Source organism: Geminicoccus harenae, assembly GCF_019800005.1.
Taxonomy (GTDB): Bacteria; Pseudomonadota; Alphaproteobacteria; order Geminicoccales; family Geminicoccaceae; genus Geminicoccus; species Geminicoccus harenae.
Genome location: NZ_JABGCL010000001.1, coordinates 143,860 through 168,806, shown reverse-complemented (window position 1 = coordinate 168,806; position 24,947 = coordinate 143,860). Strand labels below are relative to the sequence as shown.

Below are 24,947 nucleotides of genomic sequence, written 5' to 3'. Positions count from 1 at the left end.
CAGGCTGCATCGCTATTTCCGGATGGTCAATGGAAACGCAGTAACCGCATCAATGCAGAGATCCCGCAGCCGGCTGCCCGGGATGCGCCGCAGCGGCCGGTGCCGGATCGTCAGAGGAAGTCGTAGGGGTCGACGTCGATCGTGAGCTGGATGGCCGACGGCAGGCGGACCGTACCGGTCCACAGGCGCAGATAGTCCGGCAGGTCGACGTCCAGCCGCGCGCGCACCAGCAGCCGCTCGCGCCAGCGCCCGCGCAGCAAGGCGATCGGCGCCGGTGCCGGCCCCAGCACCCGGACCCCCGGGTCGACCGGTGCCGCCAGCGCCAGGTGCCGGGCGGCGGTCTGCACGTCGACCTGGCGCGCACCCGACAGGATCAAGGAGGCCAGCCGGCCGAACGGTGGCAGCAGGCCGTCCTCGCGCTCGGCGATCTCGGCGGCGACGAACCGGTCGCGGTCGCCGGACGCGAGCGCGCGCATCACCGGGTGGCCCGGCAGGTGGGTCTGGATCAGGACCCGGCCGGGCTTGTCCGCGCGGCCCGCGCGGCCGGAAACCTGGTAGAGCAGCTGGAACGAGCGCTCCGCGGCGCGCAGGTCGCCGCCGCCCAGGCCCAGATCGCCATCGACCACGCCCACCAGGGTCAGGTCCGGGAAATGGTGGCCCTTGGCGACCATCTGGGTGCCGATCAGGATGTCGACCTCGCGCCGCTCCACCGCCCCCACGATCGCCGCGGCCTGCCCTGCCGTGGTGGCGGTGTCGCTGGTGAGCAGTGCGGTGCGCGCCTTGGGGAACAGGTGGCGCACCTCGTCCGCGATCCGCTCCACGCCCGGCCCGGACAAAGCCAGCGCATCGGTCGTGCCGCATTCCGGGCAATGGTCTGGCTCCGGCATCGAGAAGCCGCAATGGTGGCATTGCAGGCGCCGGCGCAGCCGGTGGGCGGTGAGCCAAGCCGAGCAGTTCGGGCAACGGAACCGGTGGCCGCAGGCCCGGCACAGCGACAAGGGCGCATAGCCGCGCCGGTTCAGGAACAGGAGCGCCTGCTCGCCGCGCTCCAGCGTCGCCTCCAGCTCGCCGACCACGCGGGGGGCGAGGAAGCCGGCACCCCGGCGCGGCCTGGCCGAGCGCAGGTCGACGATGTCGACCTTGGGTGCCGGCGCGCTGCCATGCCGCTCGGGCAGCACCAGCCGGTGGATCCGGTCGGGGCCGGTGCTGCCCGTCGCCACCACCGTCTCCAGCGACGGCGTGGCCGAGGCCAGCACGACCGGGCAGTTCTCGAAGCGCGCCCGGGCGATCGCCGCGTCGCGTGCCTGATAGGTTACGCCGTCGTCCTGCTTGAACGAGGGATCGTGCTCCTCGTCGACCACGATCAGCCCGACATCCTGCAGCGGCAGCCAAAGCGCGGAGCGGGCGCCCACCACCAGCGGGACCTTGCCCTCGATCGCCGCGCGCCAGATCTTGCGCCGCCTGGCCGAGCCGACATCGGCATGCCAGGCGACCGGGGGTACGCCGAAGGTGCGGGTGAAGCGGGCCGACCACTGGCTGGTGAGCGCGATCTCGGGCAGCAGCACCAGCGCCTGCCGGCCGGCCCGGATGCAGGCGGCGATCGCCGCGAAATAGACCTCGGTCTTGCCAGCACCCGGGACCCCGTCCAGGAGGAAGGTCGCATGGCGGCGCTCCTGCACCGCCTCCTCCAGCCGCCGGGCAGCACTGGCCTGACCCTCGTTCAGCTCGACCCCGATCCGGGCGGGATCGGGTACCGGCCAGCGCTCCTCGACCACATGGGTCTCGGGCAGGAGTGCGCCCGTATCGATCAGCTTCTTCACGACCGCACTGGACACCCCGGCGGCCCTGGCGAGGTCCGCAGGGGCCAGCGGCTCCGCGGCCGCCGCGGCCAGCACCTGGTGCTGCTTGGGTGTGAGCCGCCGTGCCTGCGCGTCCTCGGCCGGCCGGTACAGGTCGACGGTGCGCGGCTCCTCCAGGGCGGCATGGGTCGAAAGGGCCAGCTTAAGCACCTGGCCGCGCGGGCTGACCGTTTCGCGCGCCACGTGATCGACCAGGCGGCGCAGCGGCAGGGGCAGTGGCGGGACCGGCAGGAGCGGGCCCAGCGGCCGCAGCCGGCCGGGATCGACCGGGCGCTCGGGCCTGGTGTCCCAGACCACGCCCGGCAGGACCTGGCGGCCGAACGGCACGGCCACCACCTGGCCCGGCTCCGGCCGGGGCCGGCCGTCGGGCAGGAGATAGTCGAACGGTCCGTCGAGCGGTGCGGTCACCACCACGGACACGGTCGCGAAGGAATCGGCAAAGAGGTCGGGAGTCATGCGCCCGCCTAACATAGGTATCCTGCGCGCGCCGTGCTACCGCATCGCCTCATGCTGCACGGAACCGACGATCTCGACGACGCCCTGCGCGCCTGGCTCGTCGAGCTGGCCAAGGAGCGGCGCTTCTCGCCGCAGACCGTGGCCTATTATGGCGACGAGCTGCGCCGGCTGTGTGCGTTCCTGGCAAGGCATCTGGGCGAGCGGCCCTCGCTCGCCAGCCTGATGGCGCTGCGCCCCGCCGACTTTCGCGCCTGGCTGGCCGACCGGCAGGCCCAGGGACTGTCGCGCGGCTATGTGATGCGCGGCGTGGCGGCGGTGCGCTCGTTCTTCCGCTGGCTGGACCGCCGCCGGGGCCTGCACAACCCTGCTTTGTTCGCCCTGCGCACGCCCGCCGTGCCGCGCCGGCTGCCCCGCCCGCTCACCGTGGAGCAGGCGGGCGAGCTCACCGCCATGCTGGGCGACGGTGCGGAGCCCTTCGTGGCGCGGCGCGACCTGGCGCTGCTCCTGCTCCTGTGGGGCTGCGGGCTGCGCATCGGCGAGGCGCTGGGCCTGACCCGCTCCGCCATCCCGGCGGATGCCGCTTCCCTGCGCAGCCTGCGGGTGCTGGGCAAGGGCGGGCGGGTGCGCGACGTGCCGGTGCTGCCGGTCGTGGCCCAGGCCCTGGCCGACTATCTCGCCGCCTGCCCCTTCCCCCAGGAGCCCGGCTCGCCTTTGTTCCTGGGCGTGCGCGGCGGGCCCATGGCCGCCGATTCCGTCCGGCGGCGCATCCGCCATGCCCGCAGCATCCTGAACCTGCCCGACACCGCGACCCCGCATGCGCTGCGCCACAGCTTCGCCACCCATCTCCTGGAGAACGGTGCGGACCTGCGCTCCATCCAGGAGCTGCTGGGCCATGCCAGCCTGTCCACCACCCAGAAATACACCCAGGTCGACCAGGAACGGCTGTACCAGCTCTATGGCGCCGCCCATCCCCGCGCCTGACCGCCGGGACCGGGCACGGTCCGCGCTGCGCATGTCCGGTTTGCGTTGTGCATCCCGCCTTCCTAGGGTCGGCCCGTTCCTTGTCCGGCCGAACCAGAACGATCGATGCGCCTGCGTGCCGTCCTCCTGATCCTGGCCGCGGCGGCGGCACTGCTCGGCGCGCTGGCAGGCGGGTTCTATTTCCTGTCCGACCCGGAGCGGATCCGCCAGCAGGCCGAGGCGTCGCTGGCAGCCGTGCTCGACCGGCCGGTCCGGCTGGAGGGCCGGATCGGGCTGAGCTTCCTGCCGGCACCCCGGGCGGTGATCACCGAGCCCAGCCTGGTGGCGGAGGGCGCCACGCTGGCCCGGGCCGACCGCATCGACCTGGCCCTGTCGCCGCTCCGGCTCCTGACCGGGCAGCCACCGGTGCAGGCGCTCACCGCGGTCCGCCCGGAGCTGGCCGCACCCGTGGCGGTCCAGGACCTGCTGCACCTGGCGGACAGCGGCGAGACCGGCACGATCGAGGTGGCTGATGGCCGTCTGGCCATCCTGGTGGCACCGGGCACGCCGCCGCTGGAGCTGGCCGCGCTGGCGCTCGACCGCCGGGAGGACGCGGACGGCATCGTGCGGCTCACCCTCGCTGCCGAAACGGCCGACGGCCCGCTCGCCCTGGACGGGACCTTGCGGCGCGCGGACAGCAGCGGCGCCGTGCCCGCCGAGCTGGAGCTGCGCTTGGGGACAAGCCGGATCGCGTGGCAGGGCTTGCTCGCCGTGGGGCGGCTGTTCGGCCGGCTGGAGGTCGAGGCGGCGGGCAGGCTGCCAGCCTGGCTCGGCCAGTGGGCAGCGCTCGGGCCCGATGCGCCGTGGCGGGGCGAGAGCCGCGTGGACCATGGCACTGCCGGCTTGAAGCTCACCGATCTGGCCGCCTCGTCGGGCAGCACCACGCTGGCCGGCACGTTCGAGCTCCGCCATGCCGAGCAGGCCGGCGAGCTGCGCCTGGATCTGCGCGACGCGACGCTGGCCGCACCGGACCTGGACCGGCTGGCGGCGGGGACCAGCCTGTTCGGCGGCAACCGGATCGAGGTGAAGCTCACCGGCCACGGGCTCGACCTGCGCGGCGTGGCGCTGCCGGCCGTGGACGTGGCTGGCCGCGTCCTGCCGGACGGCCAGATCGAGATCGACCGGCTGGCGGCCTCGGTCGGCGCCGACGGGGCGTTGCGGCTGGAGCGGGCGCGCTTCGCGCCAAGCGAGGAGCTGGCGGGTACGATGAGCCTCGACCTGCCGACCGCCATGCCGGTGCTGGGGCAGCTGGGTGTCCTGCCGGACTGGCTGCCGCCGGACCGCCCGGCGGGGCTGCTGGTCGAGGGCGAGCTGCACTGGCAGCCCGGCAGCTGGGCGCTCGAGCAGGCGACGCTGCAGGCCGACCAGAGCCGGTTCGCCGGCAGAATCGGCCTTGCCGCCGATGCGCTCACCCTCGCCGGCGAGATCGACCGGCTCGACCTGGCGCAATGGCTTGCCGAGCCCTCCGAGCCCTTGGACCTGCTCCGCCACCTGCCGGACGGGGAGCTCGACCTGCGGATCGGCCGGCTGTCGCGGGGCGATGCCTGGATCACCGACGTGGCGCTCGAGGCGCGCTGCCAAAACGGCCGCCTGACAGTCGCCGAGGCGTCGGCCGGCGACCGGGCCGAGCTGCACGCGACGCTCGCCGGCACGCTCGATCTCTCCGGCCAGACGCTCGACATGGTGCTGGGGCTGAGCGCGCTCAGGCCCCAGCGGATCGCCTCGGTGCTGGACTGGGACCTGCCCTGGCTGGGCCGCCTGCCGGGGCTGGAGGGCGCCCTGTCGCTGCAGGGGCCGTTCGACCGGCTGGAGCTGGCGCTGGACCTGGCCGGCGACGGGCGGAGCATCACCGCCAGCGGCACGCTCGGCCAGGGCGACCAGGTGGCGGCGACCGCGCTGGAGGTCCAGGCCCGGGCACCCGATCTCGCTGCCCTCCTGGCCGAGCTGGCGCTCCTGCCGATCGAGCCGCGTGCCCTGGGCGGCGCAGTGGCGACCGATGCCCGGATCGGCCGCAGCGAGGACGGGCGCTGGCAGGGCAGGATCGAGCTTTCGGCCGGGCCGCTGCGTGCCCATGGCCAGCTCGGCCTGCGCACCGGCAGCGAGGTGCCGCGCCTCGCCGGGCAGCTGGCGCTGGCCGTGGCCCCGGGCTCGCTCGCCGGGCTCTACGACTTCCTGTCCACCGCCCTGTCCTTCGCGCCGGGCTCGCCGCTCCGCTGGCCGGGCGCCTGGCCGGCCATGGACCTCCGCTGGCACTGGCTGTTCGGGGCCGAGCTCGACCTCACGCTGCGCCAGCTCGCCGATCCGGAGGGCCAAGGGCTTGGCCGGGTGCGCCTGGCGGAAGGGCGGCTCGACCTGGAACGGCTGGACCTGCCCCTGCCGCAAGGTGGCCGGCTGCGGGGCGACCTCGCCCTGGACGGCCGCGGGCTGGTACCGCTCATGGAGCTGGACCTGGCACTGGACGATGCCGACAGCGCGGCACTGGGCGGCCTGCTCGGGATCGACCGGGCACCCCGGGCGAGGCTCGCCGCCGAGGCCAGCCTCACGGGCCAGGGCAGCTCCGTGCGCGCGATCGTGGCGGATCTCGCCGGCGAGCTGCGCCTGGCGATCGGGCCGGGCACGCTGCCACCGGCGGTCGGCAGCGATGCGCCGCCCTTCGCGTTCGCCGGCATCCACGGCGCGCTCACGGCCAGGCGCGGCATCCTGGAAAGCAGCCCGCCCCATCTGGCAATCGACCTGCCGGACCGGTCGCGCCGCTACCTGACGGCACGGCTCGACCTGCCGGTCTGGTTCCTCGACGCGACGCTGCCGCCGGATGGCGATCTGCCCGGCTGGCACCTGCTGGGGCCGCCCGGGCAGGTGCAGGCGCTGCCGCTCAGTCCGATGGGCCCAGCATCAGCTCAGGGCGAACCAGCCGGTCGAACTCCTCTTCCGTCAGGAGACCCAGCGCCAGCGCCGACTCCTTGAGGGTCGTGCCCTCCTTGTGCGCTTTCTTGGCGACTTTGGCGGCGTTGTCGTAGCCGATCTTCGGATTCAGCGCCGTGACCAGCATCAGGCTCTCGTTCATGATCTGGGCCAGCCGCTCGCGGTTGGCCTCGATCCCGACCACGCAGTTGTCGGTGAACGAGCGGCAGCCGTCCGCGATCAGCCGGATCGACTGCAGCACGTTGTAGATGATCACCGGCTTGAACACGTTCAGCTCGAAATGGCCGTTCGAGCCGCCGACCGAGGCCGCGACGTGGTTGCCCATCACCTGGGCGCAGACCATGGTCAGCGCCTCGGACTGGGTCGGGTTGACCTTGCCCGGCATGATCGAGCTGCCGGGCTCGTTCTCGGGCAGGGAGATCTCCCCTAAGCCGCAGCGCGGGCCGGAGCCCAGCAGGCGGACGTCGTTGGCGATCTTCATCAGCGAGACCGCCAGCGTGTTGAGCGCACCCGACAGCTCGACCATGGCGTCGTGCGAGGCCAGCGCCTCGAACTTGTTGGGGGCGGTCACGAACGGCAGGCCGGTGATGGTCGCCACCTCCTCGGCGAAGCCCTCGGCAAAGCCTTTCTTGGCATTCAGCCCGGTGCCGACCGCGGTGCCGCCCTGCGCCAGGTACCAGACCCGCGGCAGGGCCGCCTTCACCCGCTCGATGCCGTACGCGATCTGGCAGGCATAGCCGCCGAACTCCTGGCCGAGCGTCATCGGCGTCGCATCCTGCAGATGGGTGCGGCCGATCTTGATGATGTCCTGGAACTCGTCGGCCTTGGCGGCCAGGGCCGCGTGCAGATGCTCCAGCGCCGGGATCAGCTCCCGGACCGCCTGCTCGCCCGCCGCGATGTGCATGGCGGTGGGGAAGGTGTCGTTGGAGGACTGGCCGCGGTTGCAATGGTCGTTCGGATGGACCGGCGACTTGCCGCCCTTGCTGCCGTTGAGCAGCTCGTTGGCGCGGCTGGCGATCACCTCGTTGGCGTTCATGTTCGACTGGGTGCCCGAGCCGGTCTGCCAGACCACCAGCGGGAACTCGTCGACCAGCTTGAGGTCGGCCACCTCCTGGGCGGCCGCCGCGATGGCGTCGCCGAGCTTGGGGTCGAGCTGGCCCAGCCGCACGTTCACCCGTGCTGCGGCGAGCTTGACGATCCCGAGTGCCCGGACCAGCGGGGCCGGCATCCGCTCGCCGCCGATCCGGAAGTTCTGCAGGGAACGCTGGGTTTGGGCACCCCAGTGCCGGTCCGCCGGAACCTCGATCGGCCCGAACGTGTCGCTCTCGACCCGGACCTCTTTGGCAACACTCATCACAAACGCTCCTGCGCCCCATGTTTGCGGCTCAGGTCGCGGCTTTCGGGCCATCCGTCAACGGTCGGGTAGGTCGGGACACGCTGTGCGGGTGCCGGGAGCTGCTTGCCGGGTCAGCCCGAGAAACGGGGTTGCGACGTCGAGAACAGTCAGCGCTTGCGGAAGCGGTCCAGGGAGACGATCTGGGCGCCGCCGGATGCCGCCTCGTCGGCGGGCTCGGCCACATCGTCGCCGGCGGCGCGATCGCGGACCGGTGCCTCCCGGTCGCGGCCGGCCAGGAGCGGTACAGTCTCGGCGAGATTCTCCTCGGCGGGCGGCTCGATCGTGAACTGCAGGCCGAACTCGACACCCGGGTCGGCGAACACCTTGAGGGCGGCGAACGGGATGACGATGCGCTGCGGCTGGTTGTTGAAGCTGAGCGTGACCGCCACCGCCTCGTCGTCGACCTGCAGGTCCCAGTACTGGTGCTGGAGGACGATGGTCATCTCGGTCGGATAGCGCTCGCGTAAGGAAGCGGCGAGACCCACGCCCGGATGGTCGGTGCGGAAGGTGATGTAGAAATGATGCGGCTGCGGCAGGCCTTCACGGGCAACGCGGGACAGCACGTCGCGCACGACGCCGCGCAGGGCCTGTTCGACCAGCTGGCCGTATTGGATGCTGTCCTTGCTCATCTCGACCTTGAAGCCGCACCAGGACCGGAGAAACCCGGAAGAAGTCGTTTGAAGTGGGGGGGCTTCTGTTGCCCGGCGCCCCCCCGAACCGCGCTTACCTAATGATTAGGCAGCGAGGGCCAGACGGCTATTGTCGTTGGCACTTGTGTTTTAGCCCGATAACGGCGGTACCATGCCGGGCAAAAATCACACCCTTACTACGCACGTCGATCCTAATTCGCCCCCGCGAGCGCCGCGGCCTGCCTCGAGCTCCAGGCCGGCCGCGGCGATGTTTGGTGGAGGCGCCGGGCTCTGCCCCCGGGTCCGTAACGCCTATGCCGTGTGATGTTTATCGCCATAGTCGGCTCGCGCCGACGCCTCGAATATAGGAGCGAACCCGTCCGGATGGAAGGGTGCGGTGCAGCGATATCCGCAGGTCATGCTTCCCATGATGCAGAGCAGGCCGGCCTTCCCTTGTGTCGGGCGGGAGGTCTAAACGCGCGGCACCGGGATCGTGCCCGTTGCGCGGCCCCGTTTGAACGACGCTGCGCATCCATTCCTGCCGGAGGCCATGATGCGGTTGAATGAGCGCCAGTCGGCGGAGATCGAGGAGCTGCGCCAGGCCCAGCCGACGGCGACCCGGCGGCCGGTGGCCCCGGCGCTCGAGGAGATCCTGTTCCAGGCGCTGCCGGTGCTCGACCACGGCTTCGTGCGGGTGGTCGATTATATGGGTGACGACGCGGCGGTCGTGCAAGCGGCCCGGGTCTCCTACGGCAAGGGCACCCGCAAGGTCTCCGACGACCGCGGCCTGATCCGCTATCTCATGCGCCACCGCCACACCTCGCCGTTCGAGATGTGCGAGATCAAGCTGCACGTGAAGCTGCCGATCTTCATCGCCCGGCAGTGGATCCGCCATCGCACCGCCGCCGTGAACGAATATTCGGCGCGCTACTCGGTCCTGGACGACGAACTGTACCTGCCCGAGCCGGAAGGCGTGGCGGCCCAGGCCGTGAACAACCGGCAGGGCCGCGGCGGCGCGCTCGATCCGGACGCCGCGGAGGCGGTGCGCCAGGCGATCCGGGACAGCGGCGAGGCGGCGTTCCGCTGCTACCATGAGCTGCTCAACGCGGATGCGGAAGGGCAGCCGCTCGATCCCGAGCGCAGCGGCGTGGCGCGCGAGCTGGCCCGGGTGGTGCTGCCGCTCTCCACCTATACGCAGTGGTACTGGAAGACCGACCTCCACAACCTGCTGCATTTCGTGGCGCTGCGACTTGATCCCCATGCCCAGGCGGAGATCCGGGCCTATGCGCAGGTGATCGCGGAGATCGTCCAGCGCTGGGTCCCGATCACCTTCGAGGCGTTCACCGACTACCGCCTCAATGCCATGGAACTGTCGGGTCCGGCCCTGGCGATACTGCGCCGGATGCTTGGTGGCGAGAAAGTGACAGTCGAGGACAGCGGCCTTTCCCCGCGCGAATGGCGGGAACTGATGGATGCCCTGGCTGTTTGACACGCACAAAGCAGCAAAATTGTGCTCTCCGTCCGTCAGGACGTTGCTTCGTTGTCGCAACCGGTCCAGAAAAGCGGGGACGAACAGGGTGTTACCGATCTATTTAACGCCAGAGCCCTTATGCTGCACCCCGCTCACGGCGCCTGCGGCGTCCGAGGCGTTAGGAAATTTTTGCTACGGACGAACGCGCGGAGGTATCATGAAATCCAAGATCCGCCAGATCGCCGGGGTTGGAATGCTTGCGCTCCTGACCGGGTGCTCGGCCTTCACCTCGACCTCTGGCCTGAACGAGTTGAAGCAGACCAGCGCAAGCGGTGATGCATTCACCCAGGCACTCTTCCAGGAGTATTCGGCGCTCTCGCAGTCGGAGTACGATCAGTACGACTGGCGTGATTCGCTGTTCTACACCGAGCGCGCCAAGATGGCCGCGTCCGGCACGGCGCCCGAGCCGACCCCGATCAGCGCGCGCAACCTGCCGGCGGACATGGTCGGCACGCTGACCGAGGCCCGTTCCACCCTGGTGAGCACGCTCGGCACCGAGGAGGCCCAGGCCGATCCGGCTACCGCCGCCAAGGCGCAGGCCAGCTTCGACTGCTGGATGGAGCAGCAGGAAGAGAACTTCCAGATCGAGGACATCGCGACCTGCCGCAAGGGCTTCGAGGACGCCATCGCCGCGCTGACGCCGGTGGAAGAGGTCGAGGTCATCTCGATTTCCTCCGACGTGCTCTTCGACTTCGACCGCGCGGTCGTGAAGGAGGAGTTCAAGCCGCAGCTCGACGCGATCGCCGCTGAGCTGGTGGCGGACACCAACAAGCGCCTGCTCGTCTGGGGCCACACCGACACGGTCGGCACCGAAGAGTACAACATGGGCCTGTCGGTGCGTCGCGCCGAGGCGGTCGCGGCCTATCTGGAAGGCCAGGGCGTCGATGTCTCGCGCCTGACGATCCAGGGCTTCGGCGAGACCAAGCTGGCCGTGCCGACCGGCGACCAGGTGCCCGAGCCGCGCAACCGGCGCGTGGAAGTGCGCCAGCGCTGATCGTCTCGACGGACGGAACGACCCCGTCTGGCGATCTTGGAGAACCCGCGCGGCAACGCGCGGGTTTTTCTTTTGCCCCGGCTGAACGACATGAACCCGGCCAACCGCGACTACGCGCTGGAGCTCGCACGCGCTGCAGCCGGCGCCATCCTGTTCGCCTTCCCGCTCCTGATGACGATGGAGATGTGGTGGCTGGGCTTCGGCATGGACCGGCTCCGCCTGGCCCTGTTCGTCAGCCTGGGCCTTCTGCTGCTCATCGGCCTGTCCACGCGGGTCGGCTTCGGTGCGGACACGGGCTGGCGCGACGATCTTCTCGATGCGTTTTCCGCCTATCTGGTGGGCGTGCTGGTGAGCCTCGGCCTGCTCGTCCTGTTCGGCGTGCTCGATCCGGCCATGTCGGTGGGCGAATGGGTCGGCAAGCTGGCGGTCCAGTCGATCCCAGCCGGAATCGGTGCGATCCTGGCCCGGGCGCAGTTCGCGGCACCGCCCGAGGAGGGGCAGGAGGACCAGCCACCGGCCAGCTACGGGGCCGAGCTGTTCGTGATGCTGGCGGGTGCCGTCTATGTCGCCTTCAACGTGGCGCCGACCGACGAGATCCAGCTCATCGCGCACCTCGTCACGCCCTGGCACGCGATCCTGCTGGCCCTCGTCTCCGTCCTCCTGCTCCATCTGCTGGTCTATGCGCTGGGCTTTACCGGCCAGGAGGCATGGCCGAAGGACACGGGCTTCTTCACCGTGTTCTTCCGCTTCAGCCTGGCGGGCTACGGCCTGTCCCTCGCGGTCAGCTTCTACATCCTGTGGACCTTCGGCCGGACCGACCTCACCGGGCTGGCCGAGGTGCTCACCATGACGGTGATCCTGGGCTTCCCGTCCGCCCTCGGCGCCGCCACGGCGCGCCTGATCGTATGAGCGGAGCATGAGCAGCAAACAGCCGGACCGGAACGAGGCGGATCACGCCAGGCCCCATCCGTCCACGCCCCTTCTCGAATGGATCGCCGCCGGCCTGGGTGCCGCGGTCGCGATCTTCATCGTCGGCTATCTGGCCTGGGATGGGCTGACGAGTGCGGATGCACCGGCCGACCTGGTGGTCCGGGTGGACGCGGTCGAGGCCGCTACCGAAGGCTTCCGGGTCGACCTGACCGTCACCAACCTGGGCGGCGAGACGGCGGCCGAAGCCAGGATCGCGGTGACCGCCGCCAGCGACGGGGAGCAGGAAGCCGGAGAGATCACCTTCGACTACGTGCCCGGCCATTCCAGCCGGCGCGGCTCGCTGCTGTTCCAGAACCGCCCGGACCCGGCGGCGCTGGCCGCGCGCGTCCTGGGCTACCGCGAGCCCTAAGCCTTCAGCGCAGGGCGAAGATGATCGGTGCCGCGACGTCGCGATGGGCACCGGTCATCATCTCCGGCGGGGGCGGCGGTAACGGGCTGACGCGCTCCACCACCGCCACGGCCTCCTCGTCCAGCACCTCGGTGCCGGAACTGTCGATCAGGCGGACCCCCAGCACGTCGCCGTTCCGGTTGACCCGGAACAGGATGGTGGCAGTCCCCTCCTTGCGGCGCATCTGGGCTGCCCGGGGATAGCGCAGCGCCCGCTGGAACTTGCCCAGCACGGCACCCTGCCAGCTCGGCGGGGCGCTGGCGAGCGACACGGCCTGCTGGCTGTTGTGCGAGGAATCCGGTGCCGCCGCGGTCACGGACTTGTTGGGCTGCGGGGGTGCCGGCCTGGGCGGCTCCTTCGTCACCCGCTCGACCTGCTCGACCGGCTTGTCGGGCGGCGGCGGGCGGCGGGTCGGCGGCTTGGGCTTGCTGCGCGGCGGCGGCGGGGCGACCACGGGAGGCGGCGGCTCGGGCAGCACCACCTCCGCGGGCTCCGGCAGGTCCAGCGCCAGCTCCGACACTTCCGGCGGCAGCTCCACCGGGGGCGGCTCGGGCAGCTCGATGTCCAGCTCGGTGACCGGCTCCGGCAGCTCGATCGGCGCAGGCTCGGCCAGGTCGATCTCCAGCTCGCTGATCGGGTCGGGCAACTCCACCGGGGCCGGCTCCGGCAGCGGCAACTCGTTCAGGATCTCCTCGACGTTGGGCGAAGCCGGCAGCGGCGCCAGGTCGATCATCACCGCGGCGGGCGGCTCGCCCGGAATCTCCACCGGCCGGCGCCAGTTCAGCGCCACCAGCGCCACCCCGCCATGCAGCGCCGCCACCACCAGGAAGGCGGCGACCCAGCGCCGCAGGTCGCCCGCCCCCCCGCCCTCGGAAATCTCGTAGGGAAGCACTGCCGCGCTCACTGAGTGGGCACCACCTCGAGGCCGACCAGCCCGACCTTCAGGTAGCCCGAGGCCCGCATCAGGTTCATCACGGCCATCACCTCGCCATAGGGCACGCCCTCGTCGGCGCGGATGAAGATCCGCTGCTCCTTGTCGCCCGAGGTGGCCCGGTCCAGGCCGCTGCCGAGGGCGGCCCGGTCGATCTGGTCGCTGTTGATCGCGACCGAGAGGTCCTTTTGCAGCGACACGAAGACCGGCGCTTCCGGCCGGGGCGACGCCTTGGCATTGGCGGGCGGCAGGTCCACCGCGATGTCCGCGGTCGCGAGCGGGGCTGCCACCATGAAGATGATCAGGAGGACCAGCACCACGTCGATGAACGGCGTGACGTTGATGTCATGGTTGTCGCCGAGATCGTCGCCGTCGTCGAGCTTCGCTGCCATTGCCACTCACTCCGCTGCGCGGGCATAGCCGCGGCCACGTGCACCGCGGCGATCGAGGTCGCGCGACACGAGGCGCATCACCTCGGCCGACATGTCGCCGACCAGGGCGCGGTAGCCGGAAATCTGCCGGGCGAAATGGTTGTAGACGACCACGGCCGGGATCGCGGCCACCAGGCCGATCGCCGTGGCGAGCAACGCCTCGGCGATGCCCGGCGCCACCACGGCGAGATTGGTGGTCTGGGATTCCGAGATGCCGATGAAGCTGTTCATGATCCCCCAGACGGTGCCGAACAGGCCGACGAACGGTGCGGTCGAGCCGATGGTCGCGAGCACGCCGGTGCCGCGGATCATCCGCCGGCCGACCGCCGCCTCGATCCGGTCGAGCCGCGACGCCACGCGCTCCTTGATGCCGGCCTTGCCGTCGCTGGCGGCTTCCAGGTCCTCCGACATCTGCAGCTCGGTCTCCGCGGCAGAGAGCAGGCTGCCGGCCACCAGGTCGTCGCTGGCCACGCCTGCCAGCGCCTCGCCCAGGTCGGGTGCCCGGGCCAGCCGCGCGGCCGCCCGCCTGGCCCGGCGCCTGGCCATCGCCAGCTCCAGGAACTTGGCGAGGCAGATCGTCCAGGTGACCACGGAGGCGAAGGCGAGCCCGACCATGACCGCCTTGACCACCAGGTCGGCGGCCATGAACATGCCCCAGGGCGACAGGTCGTGGGGCAGGGTGGCCGATGCGGCGCCGAGCTGCTCCTGCTCCAGGTCGAGGATGCCCATGCCGTCGCCCAGGCCCGGCACGATCGGCCGCTCGGCCGCCGTCCCGTCGGGCAGGGCGGGTTCGCGCGCGGGCGAGGCCTGGTCCTGGCCGCCGACCTCGGCAGGGCCGGCACCCGCCACGCCGGCGGTTCCGGCCGCAGGGGCCGGTGGCGGCTCCTGAGCGTGAGCCGTCCCGGCAAGCACGGAGACCAGGGCGAGGACCATCATCGGATACCGGAGGCCCGGAAGATCCAGCCGTGCAGCCACCGTATCACGAACCATGAACCGCTCTCTAGTTTAGAACCACTTTACTTTGTCTCTACCCCTCGGATCTCTGGCATGAGCTGAGCGGGCGGCAAGACTCGCGCATCGTCTACGACTCCGCGCAGCGCATGTCTTCCACCAATTTGAGCAGGCCTGTCTGGCCCATGCATGACCGGCGCCCGAAAATACGAGAGGCACCCGGGCCGAGCCCGGGCGCCTCCCAAGAAAACCCGACGCTGCGTTGCGCTTCAGCTCCGGGCGTCGTCCGCGAAGATGTCGCGGTCCTTGGTTTCCGGCACGAACAGCACGCCGATGACGACCGTGGCCGCCGCGATGATGATCGGGTACCAGAGCCCGAAATAGATATCACCGCGCCAGGCAATCATCGCGAACGCCGTGGCCGGCAGCAGGCCGCCGAACCAGCCGTTGCCGATATGGTAGGGCAGCGACATGGCGGTGTAGCGGATGCGGGTCGGGAACAGCTCGACCAGGGCGGCGGCGATCGGGCCGTAGACCATGGTCACGTAGATGACCAGGACCGTCAGGATCAGCACCACCATGAAGGTCCGCCCGTCGAAGATGTCGAACGGGTGGTCGAGCTTCACGATGTTCGGATCACCGGGTGCCGGATAACCCTGCGCGACCAAGGCCGCGGTGACATCGGCGGTGAACTGTTCGCCCAGTGCTGCCGCATCGGCCCCGGCCCGCTCGGCGTCGAAGGCCTGGATGGTCTGGTCGCCGATCTTGACCGAGGCGATCGTCCCGGGCGGTGCGGCCTCGACCGTGTAGTTCACCGCGTTCCTGGCGAGCAGCGCCTTGGCGATGTCGCAGGAGGTGGTGAACTTGGCGGTGCCGACCGGGTTGAACTGGAAGGAGCAGCGGGCCGGATCGGCGACCACGGTGACCGGGGCCGAGGCCTGCGCCGCGGCCAGGGTCGGGTTGGCCGTCTGCGTCAGCATCTTGAACAGCGGGAAGTAGGTCAGCGCTGCGAGCAGGCAGCCGAGCAGGATGATCGGCTTGCGCCCGACCTTGTCCGACAGCCAGCCGAAGAACACGAAGCCTACGGTGCCGATCAGGAGCGACCAGGCGATCAGCAGGTTGGCTGAATAGCCGTCGACCTTGAGGATGCTCTGCAAGAAGAACAGCGCGTAGAACTGGCCGGTGTACCAGACCACGGCCTGGCCGGCGGTAAGGCCGAACAGCGCGATGATCGCGAACTTGGCGTAGCGCCACTGGCCGAACGCCTCGGAGAGCGGTGCCTTGGATCCGGTGCCCTCTTCCTTCATCCGCTTGAACGCCGGGCTCTCCTGGAGCTGCATCCGGATCCAGACCGAGATGCCGAGCAGCACGACCGAGATCAGGAACGGGATGCGCCAGCCCCAGTCGGCGAACGCTTCCTCGCCGAGCATCGAGCGGACCATGAGGATGACCAGGAGCGAGAGGAACAGGCCGAGCGTCGCGGTGGTCTGGATCCAGGACGTGTAGAAGCCGCGCCTTCCCTGCGGCGCGTGCTCCGCCACATAGGTGGCGGCACCGCCATACTCACCGCCCAGCGCCAGGCCCTGCAGGAGGCGCAGGATGATCAGGATGGTGGGTGCCAGCAGGCCGATGCTGTCGGCCGTGGGCAGGATGCCGACCAGGAAGGTCGAGACGCCCATGATCAGGATGGTGATCAGGAAGGTGTACTTGCGCCCGACCAGGTCGCCCAGCCGGCCGAACACCAGTGCGCCGAATGGCCGGACCAGGAAGCCCGCGGCAAACGCCAGCAGCGCGAAGATGTTGCGTGTAGTCTCGTCGAACTGGGTGAAGAACTTGGCGCCGATGATGACCGCCAACGAACCGTAGAGATAGAAGTCGTACCACTCGAAGACCGTACCTGCCGAAGAGGCAAAGATCACCTTGCGTTCTTCCGCCGTCATCGGCCGGGTCTTGCTGCCCATTCCGGGACGACCGGCTACTGAAGCCATGGTCTTGATTCCCTGATCGACCGGATTCGCCGGCGACAGCCTGCCTGCCGACATTTCCATGGCCGGCGGGATCGATCAGCGGCGGAACTGCCGGCCTTATGGGCCCGATCCTGCTCGATCCCGTTTCCCTGATCTCCCTCCGGTGCCCCGGGAGCCCAGGCTCCCGCCGGCACACCGCCTTCCGCCGCGGTGGCACAACGCTAGCCTCATATACGAGGCTTCGGTAGCGGCCAGCAGGTGCATCCGTGGCGCGAAATCGATCTAGCGAACTGCGGCACGGTGGATTTGGCGGGATCGCCACAGGTGGCGTCAGACATGGACGTTGCCGAATGCCATCTCGCCCTGGCTTTCCGGCCGGCGCAGGGAAGCCACCGCTATCCAGGCGTAGAACCCGGCCACGACCAGCATCACGATCCAGCCCGGGACCGGGCCGATCGCAGCATTGCCCAGCCATTCGCCGAACGACTGCACCAGGCGCAACCGCACGCTGTCCTCGGGCGGGGCGGTGGTGCTGGTCTTCACCAGCCAGGCGAGCAGCAGGATCAGGAACATCCAGCAGTAGTTACGACGCAGCCGGCGCGCCATCGCCCGGCGCAGGTCGATCAGGAACAGCGGCCGGCGCAGGTCCTCGCCCAGCGCGCGCACCCAGTCGTCGCTGGTGTCGGGGGCGGGCGCGAACACCTGGGCGAAATAGTTGCGCTCCATGCGGCGCACCCGGTTGCGGTACACGTCGAAGAACCGGTAGCGGCGCGCCTCGATCACCAGGAGCAGCAGCACCAGCAGCATGGCGAACAGGAGCACGCCGTGATGGGCGGTGGGCGTGGACAGGGACACGGACAAGAGGGCTGCCACCACCGTGATCGCCCAGTTGGTGGTCCGGTCGATCCGGTCGCGCCAGCCGGCCATGCGGGCGATCTCGGCGCGGTGGAAATGCGCCAGGACGGTGATGAACTCGTTCGGCGTGCCGGGGAACACCGGCGCCTGAACGGCCGGAGTGAGGTTGCGCTGGCTGCCGTCGAGCATCTTCCCGCCTTCCCTGGTTCGGGTCGGTCAGGAGCAACACGGCACGCCCGGCTCGGCCCGGTTGCTGCATCAACGCTGTGGGGGCGGTTCCGGTTGCAGCGGGCCAGCGCGACTGGTGGGCCCGGCAGGATTTGAACCCGCGACCAAGCCGTTATGAGCGGCCCGCTCTAACCCCTGAGCTACAGGCCCCACCGGGCGGCGGTGATAACGTCGTCCCCCGGTCCTGGCAATCGATGCCGGTCCGGCGGCAGTTCCGCCCGGCTATGGCCTGGTCACCACCAGCTCGTCACCTTCGCGGGTAATCTCGATCACCTCGCTCTCGGCGCCGACTTCCCTGGGCGCGGACAGGAGGACGCTCTGGCCAGGCGTGAGCACCGCCTCGAAGCGGATCGGACGCTCGGTGCCCTTGGTGAGCGTGACGACGACACGGAAGCCCTCGGGTTCGACCGTGTAATAGCCGCTGCCCGATACGACGCCGATATTGATACTGCCGCCCTGAATCGGCTTCGGATGGGTGGTTGCCGCCTGGGCGGAGCCGGAGAGGACGAGGACGGTCGCGGCCACGGTCAGGTACCGACGAATTCCCATGGTGAAGAACCTCCACTAGCCGGTTGCCCCATCCGGACATGCAGCGGACGGCACTGGAACGGCCAGAACGGGATCTCACATCTGGCTGTCCGAGCATCCTCCGGGGAAGACGAAGCTCGCGTCCGAGGGGATGGACTGCAGGAACAGATAGGCTGCACCCAGGGAATGGCGATGCTCCGTCGACGGCGAAGCACCGGCACGCGCCAGGACAGGCGGAGCGTTTTGTTATCCGGAGCCCGGGATGTGCGTCTTCTGGCCGTCTGCCTGGGCGCAGGTCCGCTTCGCTTCAAGGCAGTGGGGAGAGATGTTCAGGGAATGATGGTCAATGCGCAGAGACGGGGCCCATTGATCAACTCGACACCCACGGAATAGAAGCCGCCAAACTGTTTTTCAGAATGGATGAACGGCCAAATGGCCTACTGGCGCCCGATGCAACAACGCGATTTGGCCGACATCACAGCAGTCGCAGACGCCGTGCATCCCGATCTTCTCGAGGAACAGGATGTCCTGGAGGAACGTCTGCGCTTATTTCCTGACGGCTGCTTCGTCCTCGAGGAGGAGGGCGCAGTCGTCGGTTATGCCGTGGCGCACCCGATCCGCCCGTCTGGGCCGCCAAAGCTCAATACGCTCCTGGGTGAGATCCCCGCCGATGCCCTGGAGTTCTACATTCACGACGTCGCACTTCTTCCGCACCTGCGCGGCAGTGGCCTAGCGCGCCAGGGCATCGAGAAACTCCTGAGCGTCGCGGAGAACTACGCGTCCGTGGTGCTCATCTCGGTGTACGGGACTGCCGGCTTCTGGTCGCGCTTCGGCTTCGCGCCCAGCCAGAGGGTTCCGAAGGAAACGCTCTCTGCGTATGGCGAGGGTGCCATCTTCATGGAAAAGCAGGCGACTTAGCGCCTTTTGAAGAAACCGCTCCGCCGGAAGCCCCTCGAGGCAGCGTCAGCCTCGAGGGGAGCCCGACCGAGGCTCAGGTATCCAGGAACGAGCGCAGCTTGCGCGACCGGGACGGGTGCTTGAGCTTGCGCAGCGCCTTGGCCTCGATCTGGCGGATACGCTCGCGGGTCACGCTGAACTGCTGGCCGACCTCTTCCAGCGTGTGGTCGGTGTTCATGCCGATGCCGAAGCGCATGCGCAGCACGCGCTCCTCACGCGGGGTGAGCGTGGCCAGGACCCGGGTGGTCGACTCGCGCAGGTTCGAGAGCGTCGCGGCCTCCAGCGGCTGGACCGCGTTCTTGTCCTCGATGAAGTCGCCGAGATGCGAATCCTCCTCGTCGCCGATCGGCGTTTCGAGGGAGATCGGCTCCTTGGCGATCTTGAGGACCTTGCGGACCTTGTCGAGCGGCATGTTCAGCTTGATCGCGAGCTCTTCCGGCGTGGGCTCGCGGCCGAACTCGTGCAGCATCTGGCGGGACGCACGGACCAGCTTGTTGATCGTCTCGATCATGTGGACCGGGATGCGGATGGTCCGGGCCTGATCGGCGATCGAGCGGGTGATCGCCTGCCGGATCCACCAGGTCGCATAGGTCGAGAACTTGTAACCGCGCCGGTACTCGAACTTGTCCACTGCCTTCATCAGGCCGATATTGCCCTCCTGGATCAGGTCCAGGAACTGCAGGCCGCGGTTCGTGTACTTCTTGGCGATGGAGATCACGAGGCGCAGGTTGGCCTCGACCATCTCCTTCTTGGCGCGGCTGGCATCGCGCTCGCCCTTCTGCACCAGGCTGACGATGCGGCGGAACTCGCCGATCTGCAGGCCGGTCTCGTCCGCGATCGCCGCGATGTCGCCACGCAGCGCGATCACCTCGTCGCGGTGACGGGTGACGAAGTCCTGCCAGTACTTGTCCTTGAGCGTTGCGAGGTTGTCGAGCCAGTCCGGGTCGAGCTCATGGTTCTGGTAGGCGACGATGAACTTCTCGCGGCTGACCTTGGAGGACAGCGCCAGGCGCAGGAGCTTGCCTTCCAGGGACTGGAGCAGCTTGTTCATGTCGTTGAGCTGGGCGACCAGCGCTTCCACCTTGAGCGGGTGGAGCTGGATGACCGCCATGGCCTCGACCATCTCCCGGCGCGACAGCTCGTACTCGGCCTGGAGCTGGCGGGTCACCGGGCGATTGGCCTGGATCAATGCCAGCCGCTCCTCCTGGAGCTGACGGAGCTGCATGTAGCGCTCGGCGATGGCGTCGAAGGTCTCCAGCACCGTGTCGCGCAGCTTGGCCTCGAGCATCGAGAGCGACATCGCGTCGTCCTCGTCCTCCTCGGTCTCGCTGCCGGCAGCCTCGGGCGCCTGGGCCTCCTCGTCCTCATCGTCCTCGCCGGCCGGCGCCGCCCGGCCATTGGCCGCCGGCTGCTCCCCGGCCGTTCCCTCGGCGGCCGCGGCCTCGTCCGGGGACGGTCCGCCCTCGTAGGTGGCCTCCAGGTCGATGATGTCGCGCAGCGGCACGCGGCCCTCGCGGATCGCGTCACGCCAGCCGATCACCGCGCGCATGGTGAGCGGGCTCTCGCACAAGGCCTCCAGGACCATGTTGCGGCCGGCCTCGATGCGCTTGGCGATCTCGATCTCGCCCTCGCGCGACAGGAGCTCGATCGAGCCCATCTCGCGCAGGTACATGCGGACCGGGTCGTCGGTTCGGCCGAGTTCCTCCTGCTCGCCCTCCTCGGCGTCGTCCTTGTCGGACTCCTCGTCCTTGTCGGCCGCCTGCTGGTCGTTGAGCTCGAGATTCTCCTCACCGTCGGCCCGGGCGCGGGCGTCGCCGTCCTCAGCCTCCTCGCGCACCACCGACACGCCGCGCGACTCCAGATAGGCGATCATCTCGTCCATCTGTTCCGGCGTAGCGCTGGCGGGCAGGCCGTTGTTCAGCTGGTCGTAGGAGATCGAGCCCTTCTCGCGCGCGGTCTGCACGAGCTTGCGCAGGGCGGGATTAGCCTGGAGCAGCTGCTCCACCCCCGTCCTGACGATGGTCTTGGCCGCTGGCTTGGCCTTGCTCGACGACATCGCCACCTTGATGGGCTGGCTCTTCGCCATGCGGGAAACCTCCTGTCGCGGCCGGTCCAAGCCGCTAAGCCGGAATTGCCAATGTCCGCCCGGTTGCGCGCCGAGCGGAGAAAGATGCTACTGTTGCGAAAATGGCACGAGGGACAGGGGAAAGGGCACGCGGCGTCAGTCGCCGACGTCACCATCGGGTTCCAACGAACTCGCGAACGCTGCGCGCGCACGTGCCCGCAGCATTCTCTTCCCACGTAGTCTGGCCCACTGCTCGAGGACCAGTTCGTCCGACGTCGCCTGGCGCTGGTGATTACCAGAGGACCGATCACGCAGGATGCGGTCAGCAAGATCGCCCAAGCCTGACAGTGCCAGATGGTGGGACAGTGCCCGGCCGTCAAGCTCCGCAGCAGGGTCCTCGTCCAGGGAAAGTGCATACCACTCGAGCATGTGGCTCACGAGCCGCTGGTGGTCGGGAACCTTCCACCCGAAGTCGGCAATTTCCTCCTCGAGCGAGCGCAAATGCCGGGGCTCGGCCAGCACCGGCGCCAGCAGCGCCTGCTCCAGCCGCTCCCGGTCGTCGAACGGCCGCAAACTGCTGCCGGCGACCTGGGCCGTGGCGGGCTGACGGCGCTGCACCGTGCGGAACGGCATCAGGATGTCGAGCCTGCGGCGGAACTCGGTCACGTACTGGCGCTGCAGCTCGGGATCGCCGATCCGGCGCAGCCGCTCGATGCAGTCGCGGCGCAACGCAGCGCGCCGCTCGGGCGTATCGATCGGCCGTCCCTCGATGCCCACCGACCACAGGAAGTCGACCAGCGGCACCGCACCGTCCAGCACCCGCTGGATGGCAGCCGGCCCCTCGCCACGCAGCAGGTCGTCCGGGTCCTTGCCGGGCGGCAGGAAGGCCACGCGCAGCGACCGGTCCGGCGAAAGATGGGGCAAGGCCCGTTCCGCGGCGCGATCGGCCGCGCGCCTGCCGGCGTCGTCGCCATCGAAGCACAGGACGGGCTCGGGCGAGAGCTTCCACAGGCGCTGGAGCTGCCGCTCGCCCAGTGCCGTGCCGAGCGGCGCCACCGCGAACGGCAGGCCCGCCTCATGCATGGCGATCACGTCGACATAACCCTCGACCACCACGACGCGGCGCGCCTGCCGCGCCGGCGCCAGGGCGAGGTCCAGGCCGTAGAGCAGCTCGCCCTTGTGGAAGAGCGGCGTTTCCGCCGTGTTCAGGTATTTCGGCTTGGCATCGCCGAACGCCCGGCCGCCGAACCCCACCACCCTTCCGCGCTCGTCGCGGATCGGGAACATCAGGCGGTTGCGGAACCGGTCATAGGGCCGGCGGCCGCCCTCCTCGTCGATCAGGACCAGCCCTGCCTCGGCGAGCTTGGCCACCGACAGGCCGCGGGCACTGAGCGCTTCCTGGAGTGCCTGGCCGCTGCCGGGCGCATAGCCCAGGCCGAAGCGCCGGACCTGCTCGGCTGCCAGCTTGCGGCCGGCGAGATAGGCACGCGCTTCCCGGCCCGCCGCAGCGTCGAGCTGGGCTGCGAACCACTCGGCCGCAGCCTGGTTGACCGTATAGAGGTCCTGGTCGACGCGCGGGCCCTGCCCTCCCTCGCGCCGCGGCGCCAGGATGCCGGTCAGTTCCTCCAGCCGCTGCAGGGCGTCGGCGAACTCCAGGTTCTCGACGCGCATGACGAAGTCGATGGCATTGCCGTGCGCGCCGCAGCCGAAGCAGTGGAAGAAGCCCTTGTCCTCCACGACGCTGAAGGACGGGCTCTTCTCCTTGTGGAACGGGCAGAGCCCCTGCCACTCGCGCCCCTTGCGCACCAGGCGGACATGGCGGCCCACGATCTCGACCAGCGGCAGGCGCGCCTTGAACTCGTCCAGGTTCGGCCGTGGCGCCCCGCTCAAGCCCGCGTCCTCCGGAAGATGTGCCCGCTCAGTGCAGCCGCTGCTGCAAGAGCAGCTTCGCCCGGCCGAAGTCCATCCGTCCAGCGAACTGAGCCTTGAGCTCCGTCAGGACCCGGCCCAGGTCCTTCACCTTCTGGGCGCCGGTGCGTGCCAGCGCGGCATCGACCGCCGCGAGCGTGGCCTCCTCGTCCATGACCGGTGGCAGGAAGCGGGAGATGACCTCGATCTCCTCCTCCTCCTGCCGCGCCAGCTCGAGCTGGCCCTGCTCCTCGTAGCGCGGGATCTGCTCGCGCCGCTGCTGGATCATGGCGGCGAGCATGCGCTCGACCTCCTGGTCCGGGACCTGCTCCGACCGGCCCGATTCCTTGTCGCAGCTGCGCCGCTCGTTCAGCGCGCACCGGACCAGGCGGAGCGTGCGCACGGCCGGCTCGTCATTCCCGGCGACCGCCTCCCGCAAGGCGGCCTCTACCTTCTCACGCAGCACTGAACCACACTCCAATGGCCAAACGCCCGCACGCCGCGAACGGTTCGCAGCGGACAGGCATCGGCGGGCGGCAGTTATCCCTCCGATGAACGGGTTTCAAGGGGCGGCGTTTCCGGCGACGGCCCGCCACCTCCGGTACCGGCGCATCCGGTGTCGATCGGGGAGCCAGCCGCCTTGACCGGCGGGTGAGCCGGTGGCAGAAGCGGCGGGGTCGTGACGCATGTCACGGCCGCCGTTCCGCACGTCCGCCGTTCAGGCGGGCATGTGCCTCATTCCGGAAGGCGCGCCATGACCAACTCGGGCTCCAAGCCTACCGCCGCCCTGGCGCTCGCCGACGGCACCGTGTTTCTCGGACGAGGTCACGGCGCTGCCGGCATCCGCACCGCCGAGATCGTGTTCAACACCGCGATCACCGGCTACCAGGAGATTCTGACCGATCCGTCCTATGCCGGGCAGATCGTCACCTTCACCTTTCCGCATGTCGGCAATGTCGGCGTGAATGCCCAGGACAGCGAGGCGATGACGCCGCACGCCGTCGGTGCGGTGTTCCGCGCCCTGCCGACGCCGCCGTCGAACTGGCGGGCCGAGCAGTCGCTGGAGACCTGGCTGGCCGACCACGGGCTCGGCGCCATCTCGGGCGTCGACACCAGGCGGCTGACCCGGCGCCTGCGCGAGGCGGGCAGCCAGAACGCGGCGCTGCAGGTGGCACCTGATGGCCAGATCGACATCGAGGCGCTGAAGGCGGCGGCTGCCGCCGCCCCGCCCATGGTCGGCCAGGACCTCGCCACCGAGGTTTCGGCCACCCAGCGCTATGGCTGGGACCAGGGCGGGTGGGATCTCCAGGGCTACCGGCCGGGCAAGGGCGACGGCCCGCACATCGTGGCGGTCGACTACGGCATCAAGAGCAACATCCTGCGCTCGCTGGCCGAGGAGGGCTGCCGGATCACCGTGGTCCCGGCGACCACCACCGCCCAGGAGATCCTGGCGCTGGAGCCGGACGGGGTGCTGCTGGGCAACGGGCCGGGCGACCCGGCCGCCACCGGCGAGCATGCGGTGCCGGTGATCCAGGAGGTGGTGGCATCCGACCTGCCGGTGTTCGGCATCTGCCTGGGCCACCAGTTGCTGGGCCTGGCGCTGGGTGCCCGCACGATGAAGATGCCGCACGGCCATCACGGCGCCAACCATCCGGTCAAGGACCACACCACCGGGCGGGTCGAGATCACCTCGCAGAACCACGGCTTCGCCATCGACGAAGCGGGTCTGCCCGAGGGCGTGACGATCACCCACCGCTCCCTGTTCGATGGCACCATCCAGGGCATCGCCCTGGAGGGCAAGCCGGTCTTCTCGGTGCAGTATCATCCCGAGGCATCGCCCGGTCCGGCCGACAGCCACTATCTGTTCCAGCGATTCGTCGAGGCGATCCGCGCGCGCCGCGCCGCCTGACCTGCCGCCACCCCGCCTTGCCCAGAATGCCG

Annotated in this window: 20 protein-coding genes, 1 tRNA gene and 1 other RNA gene; 8 read left to right on the top strand and 14 right to left on the bottom strand. The window is 69.7% G+C overall.

Going from position 1 to position 24,947, the window contains the following annotated elements; translation table 11 throughout:
- Positions 1 to 110: 110 nt before the first annotated feature.
- On the bottom strand, positions 111 to 2,315 hold the full coding sequence (locus tag HLA95_RS00740) for a primosomal protein N' (RefSeq protein WP_255591160.1): 2,205 nt from the start codon (positions 2,313 to 2,315) through the stop codon (positions 111 to 113).
- 51 nt (positions 2,316 to 2,366) lie between these two features.
- Here HLA95_RS00740 and HLA95_RS00735 point away from each other — a divergent pair, with 51 nt between their 5' ends.
- Positions 2,367 to 3,296, top strand: coding sequence for a tyrosine recombinase XerC (locus HLA95_RS00735; protein WP_222182045.1), 930 nt, complete (start codon positions 2,367 to 2,369; stop codon positions 3,294 to 3,296).
- Between the two features lie 105 nt (positions 3,297 to 3,401).
- Positions 3,402 to 6,299, top strand: a complete 2,898-nt coding sequence (locus tag HLA95_RS00730; protein WP_222182042.1) for an AsmA family protein — start codon at positions 3,402 to 3,404, stop codon at positions 6,297 to 6,299.
- Here HLA95_RS00730 and fumC read toward each other — a convergent pair.
- The 3 genes from fumC to ssrA all read right to left on the bottom strand — a co-directional run bounded on the left by fumC (position 6,208) and on the right by ssrA (position 8,676).
- Positions 6,208 to 7,611, bottom strand: a complete 1,404-nt coding sequence (fumC, locus tag HLA95_RS00725; protein WP_191060236.1) for a class II fumarate hydratase — start codon at positions 7,609 to 7,611, stop codon at positions 6,208 to 6,210. The genes HLA95_RS00730 and fumC overlap by 92 nt on opposite strands.
- A 149-nt stretch (positions 7,612 to 7,760) precedes the next feature.
- Positions 7,761 to 8,282 (bottom strand): SspB family protein, encoded by a 522-nt coding sequence (locus HLA95_RS00720; protein WP_191060235.1) that lies wholly within the window; start codon positions 8,280 to 8,282, stop codon positions 7,761 to 7,763.
- A gap of 52 nt (positions 8,283 to 8,334) precedes the next feature.
- Positions 8,335 to 8,676: a transfer-messenger RNA gene (ssrA, locus tag HLA95_RS00715) on the bottom strand.
- 159 nt (positions 8,677 to 8,835) lie between these two features.
- Here ssrA and thyX point away from each other — a divergent pair.
- The 4 genes from thyX (at position 8,836) to HLA95_RS00695 (ending at position 12,146) form a co-directional block, all read left to right on the top strand.
- Positions 8,836 to 9,771, top strand: a complete 936-nt coding sequence (gene thyX, locus HLA95_RS00710) for an FAD-dependent thymidylate synthase (RefSeq protein ID WP_191060237.1) — start codon at positions 8,836 to 8,838, stop codon at positions 9,769 to 9,771.
- Between the two features lie 199 nt (positions 9,772 to 9,970).
- Positions 9,971 to 10,807, top strand: a complete 837-nt coding sequence (locus HLA95_RS00705) for an OmpA family protein (RefSeq protein WP_191060234.1) — start codon at positions 9,971 to 9,973, stop codon at positions 10,805 to 10,807.
- A 90-nt stretch (positions 10,808 to 10,897) separates the two neighbouring features.
- Positions 10,898 to 11,716: a TIGR02587 family membrane protein gene (locus tag HLA95_RS00700; RefSeq protein ID WP_191060233.1), complete on the top strand. Its 819-nt coding sequence runs from the start codon at positions 10,898 to 10,900 to the stop codon at positions 11,714 to 11,716.
- A 7-nt stretch (positions 11,717 to 11,723) separates the two neighbouring features.
- Positions 11,724 to 12,146, top strand: a complete 423-nt coding sequence (locus tag HLA95_RS00695) for a hypothetical protein (RefSeq protein WP_191060232.1) — start codon at positions 11,724 to 11,726, stop codon at positions 12,144 to 12,146.
- A 4-nt stretch (positions 12,147 to 12,150) separates the two neighbouring features.
- On the opposite strand, the gene HLA95_RS00690 is transcribed toward HLA95_RS00695, so the two are convergent.
- From HLA95_RS00690 to HLA95_RS00660, 7 genes are all read right to left on the bottom strand, one after another.
- On the bottom strand, positions 12,151 to 13,089 hold the full coding sequence (locus HLA95_RS00690) for an energy transducer TonB family protein (protein WP_222182040.1): 939 nt from the start codon (positions 13,087 to 13,089) through the stop codon (positions 12,151 to 12,153).
- Positions 13,086 to 13,508 carry a TonB system transport protein ExbD gene (gene exbD / locus HLA95_RS00685; protein WP_222182038.1) on the bottom strand — a complete coding sequence of 141 codons (423 nt, stop codon included), beginning with the start codon at positions 13,506 to 13,508 and terminating at the stop codon, positions 13,086 to 13,088. Before exbD ends, HLA95_RS00690 begins: the two co-directional genes overlap by 4 nt.
- Before the next feature lie 6 nt (positions 13,509 to 13,514).
- Positions 13,515 to 14,537, bottom strand: a complete 1,023-nt coding sequence (gene exbB, locus HLA95_RS00680; RefSeq protein ID WP_306422207.1) for a tonB-system energizer ExbB — start codon at positions 14,535 to 14,537, stop codon at positions 13,515 to 13,517.
- Positions 14,538 to 14,767: 230 nt separating this feature from the next.
- Positions 14,768 to 16,438 carry an MFS transporter gene (locus HLA95_RS00675; RefSeq protein ID WP_191060371.1) on the bottom strand — a complete coding sequence of 557 codons (1,671 nt, stop codon included), beginning with the start codon at positions 16,436 to 16,438 and terminating at the stop codon, positions 14,768 to 14,770.
- 357 nt (positions 16,439 to 16,795) lie between these two features.
- Positions 16,796 to 17,509, bottom strand: coding sequence for a DUF2270 domain-containing protein (locus HLA95_RS00670; protein WP_191060370.1), 714 nt, complete (start codon positions 17,507 to 17,509; stop codon positions 16,796 to 16,798).
- 113 nt (positions 17,510 to 17,622) lie between these two features.
- Positions 17,623 to 17,698 (bottom strand) — tRNA-Ile (locus HLA95_RS00665).
- Between the two features lie 72 nt (positions 17,699 to 17,770).
- Positions 17,771 to 18,097 (bottom strand): hypothetical protein, encoded by a 327-nt coding sequence (locus HLA95_RS00660; protein WP_191060369.1) that lies wholly within the window; start codon positions 18,095 to 18,097, stop codon positions 17,771 to 17,773.
- Between the two features lie 411 nt (positions 18,098 to 18,508).
- Here HLA95_RS00660 and HLA95_RS00655 point away from each other — a divergent pair, with 411 nt between their 5' ends.
- The gene (locus tag HLA95_RS00655) at positions 18,509 to 18,994 is read left to right on the top strand and encodes a GNAT family N-acetyltransferase (RefSeq protein ID WP_191060368.1); all 486 of its coding nucleotides are present in this window, start codon (positions 18,509 to 18,511) and stop codon (positions 18,992 to 18,994) included.
- A 73-nt stretch (positions 18,995 to 19,067) separates the two neighbouring features.
- On the opposite strand, the gene rpoD is transcribed toward HLA95_RS00655, so the two are convergent.
- From rpoD to HLA95_RS00640, 3 genes are all read right to left on the bottom strand, one after another.
- Positions 19,068 to 21,119: an RNA polymerase sigma factor RpoD gene (gene rpoD / locus HLA95_RS00650; protein WP_255591145.1), complete on the bottom strand. Its 2,052-nt coding sequence runs from the start codon at positions 21,117 to 21,119 to the stop codon at positions 19,068 to 19,070.
- A 135-nt stretch (positions 21,120 to 21,254) separates the two neighbouring features.
- Positions 21,255 to 22,988: a DNA primase gene (gene dnaG, locus HLA95_RS00645; protein ID WP_191059494.1), complete on the bottom strand. Its 1,734-nt coding sequence runs from the start codon at positions 22,986 to 22,988 to the stop codon at positions 21,255 to 21,257.
- A 28-nt stretch (positions 22,989 to 23,016) separates the two neighbouring features.
- Positions 23,017 to 23,472: a GatB/YqeY domain-containing protein gene (locus HLA95_RS00640; protein WP_191059493.1), complete on the bottom strand. Its 456-nt coding sequence runs from the start codon at positions 23,470 to 23,472 to the stop codon at positions 23,017 to 23,019.
- A gap of 288 nt (positions 23,473 to 23,760) precedes the next feature.
- Between HLA95_RS00640 and carA the strand changes: the two genes are divergently transcribed.
- Complete coding sequence (carA, locus tag HLA95_RS00635) at positions 23,761 to 24,915, top strand: glutamine-hydrolyzing carbamoyl-phosphate synthase small subunit (protein WP_191059492.1); 1,155 nt, start codon at positions 23,761 to 23,763, stop codon at positions 24,913 to 24,915.
- Positions 24,916 to 24,947: the final 32 nt, after the last annotated feature.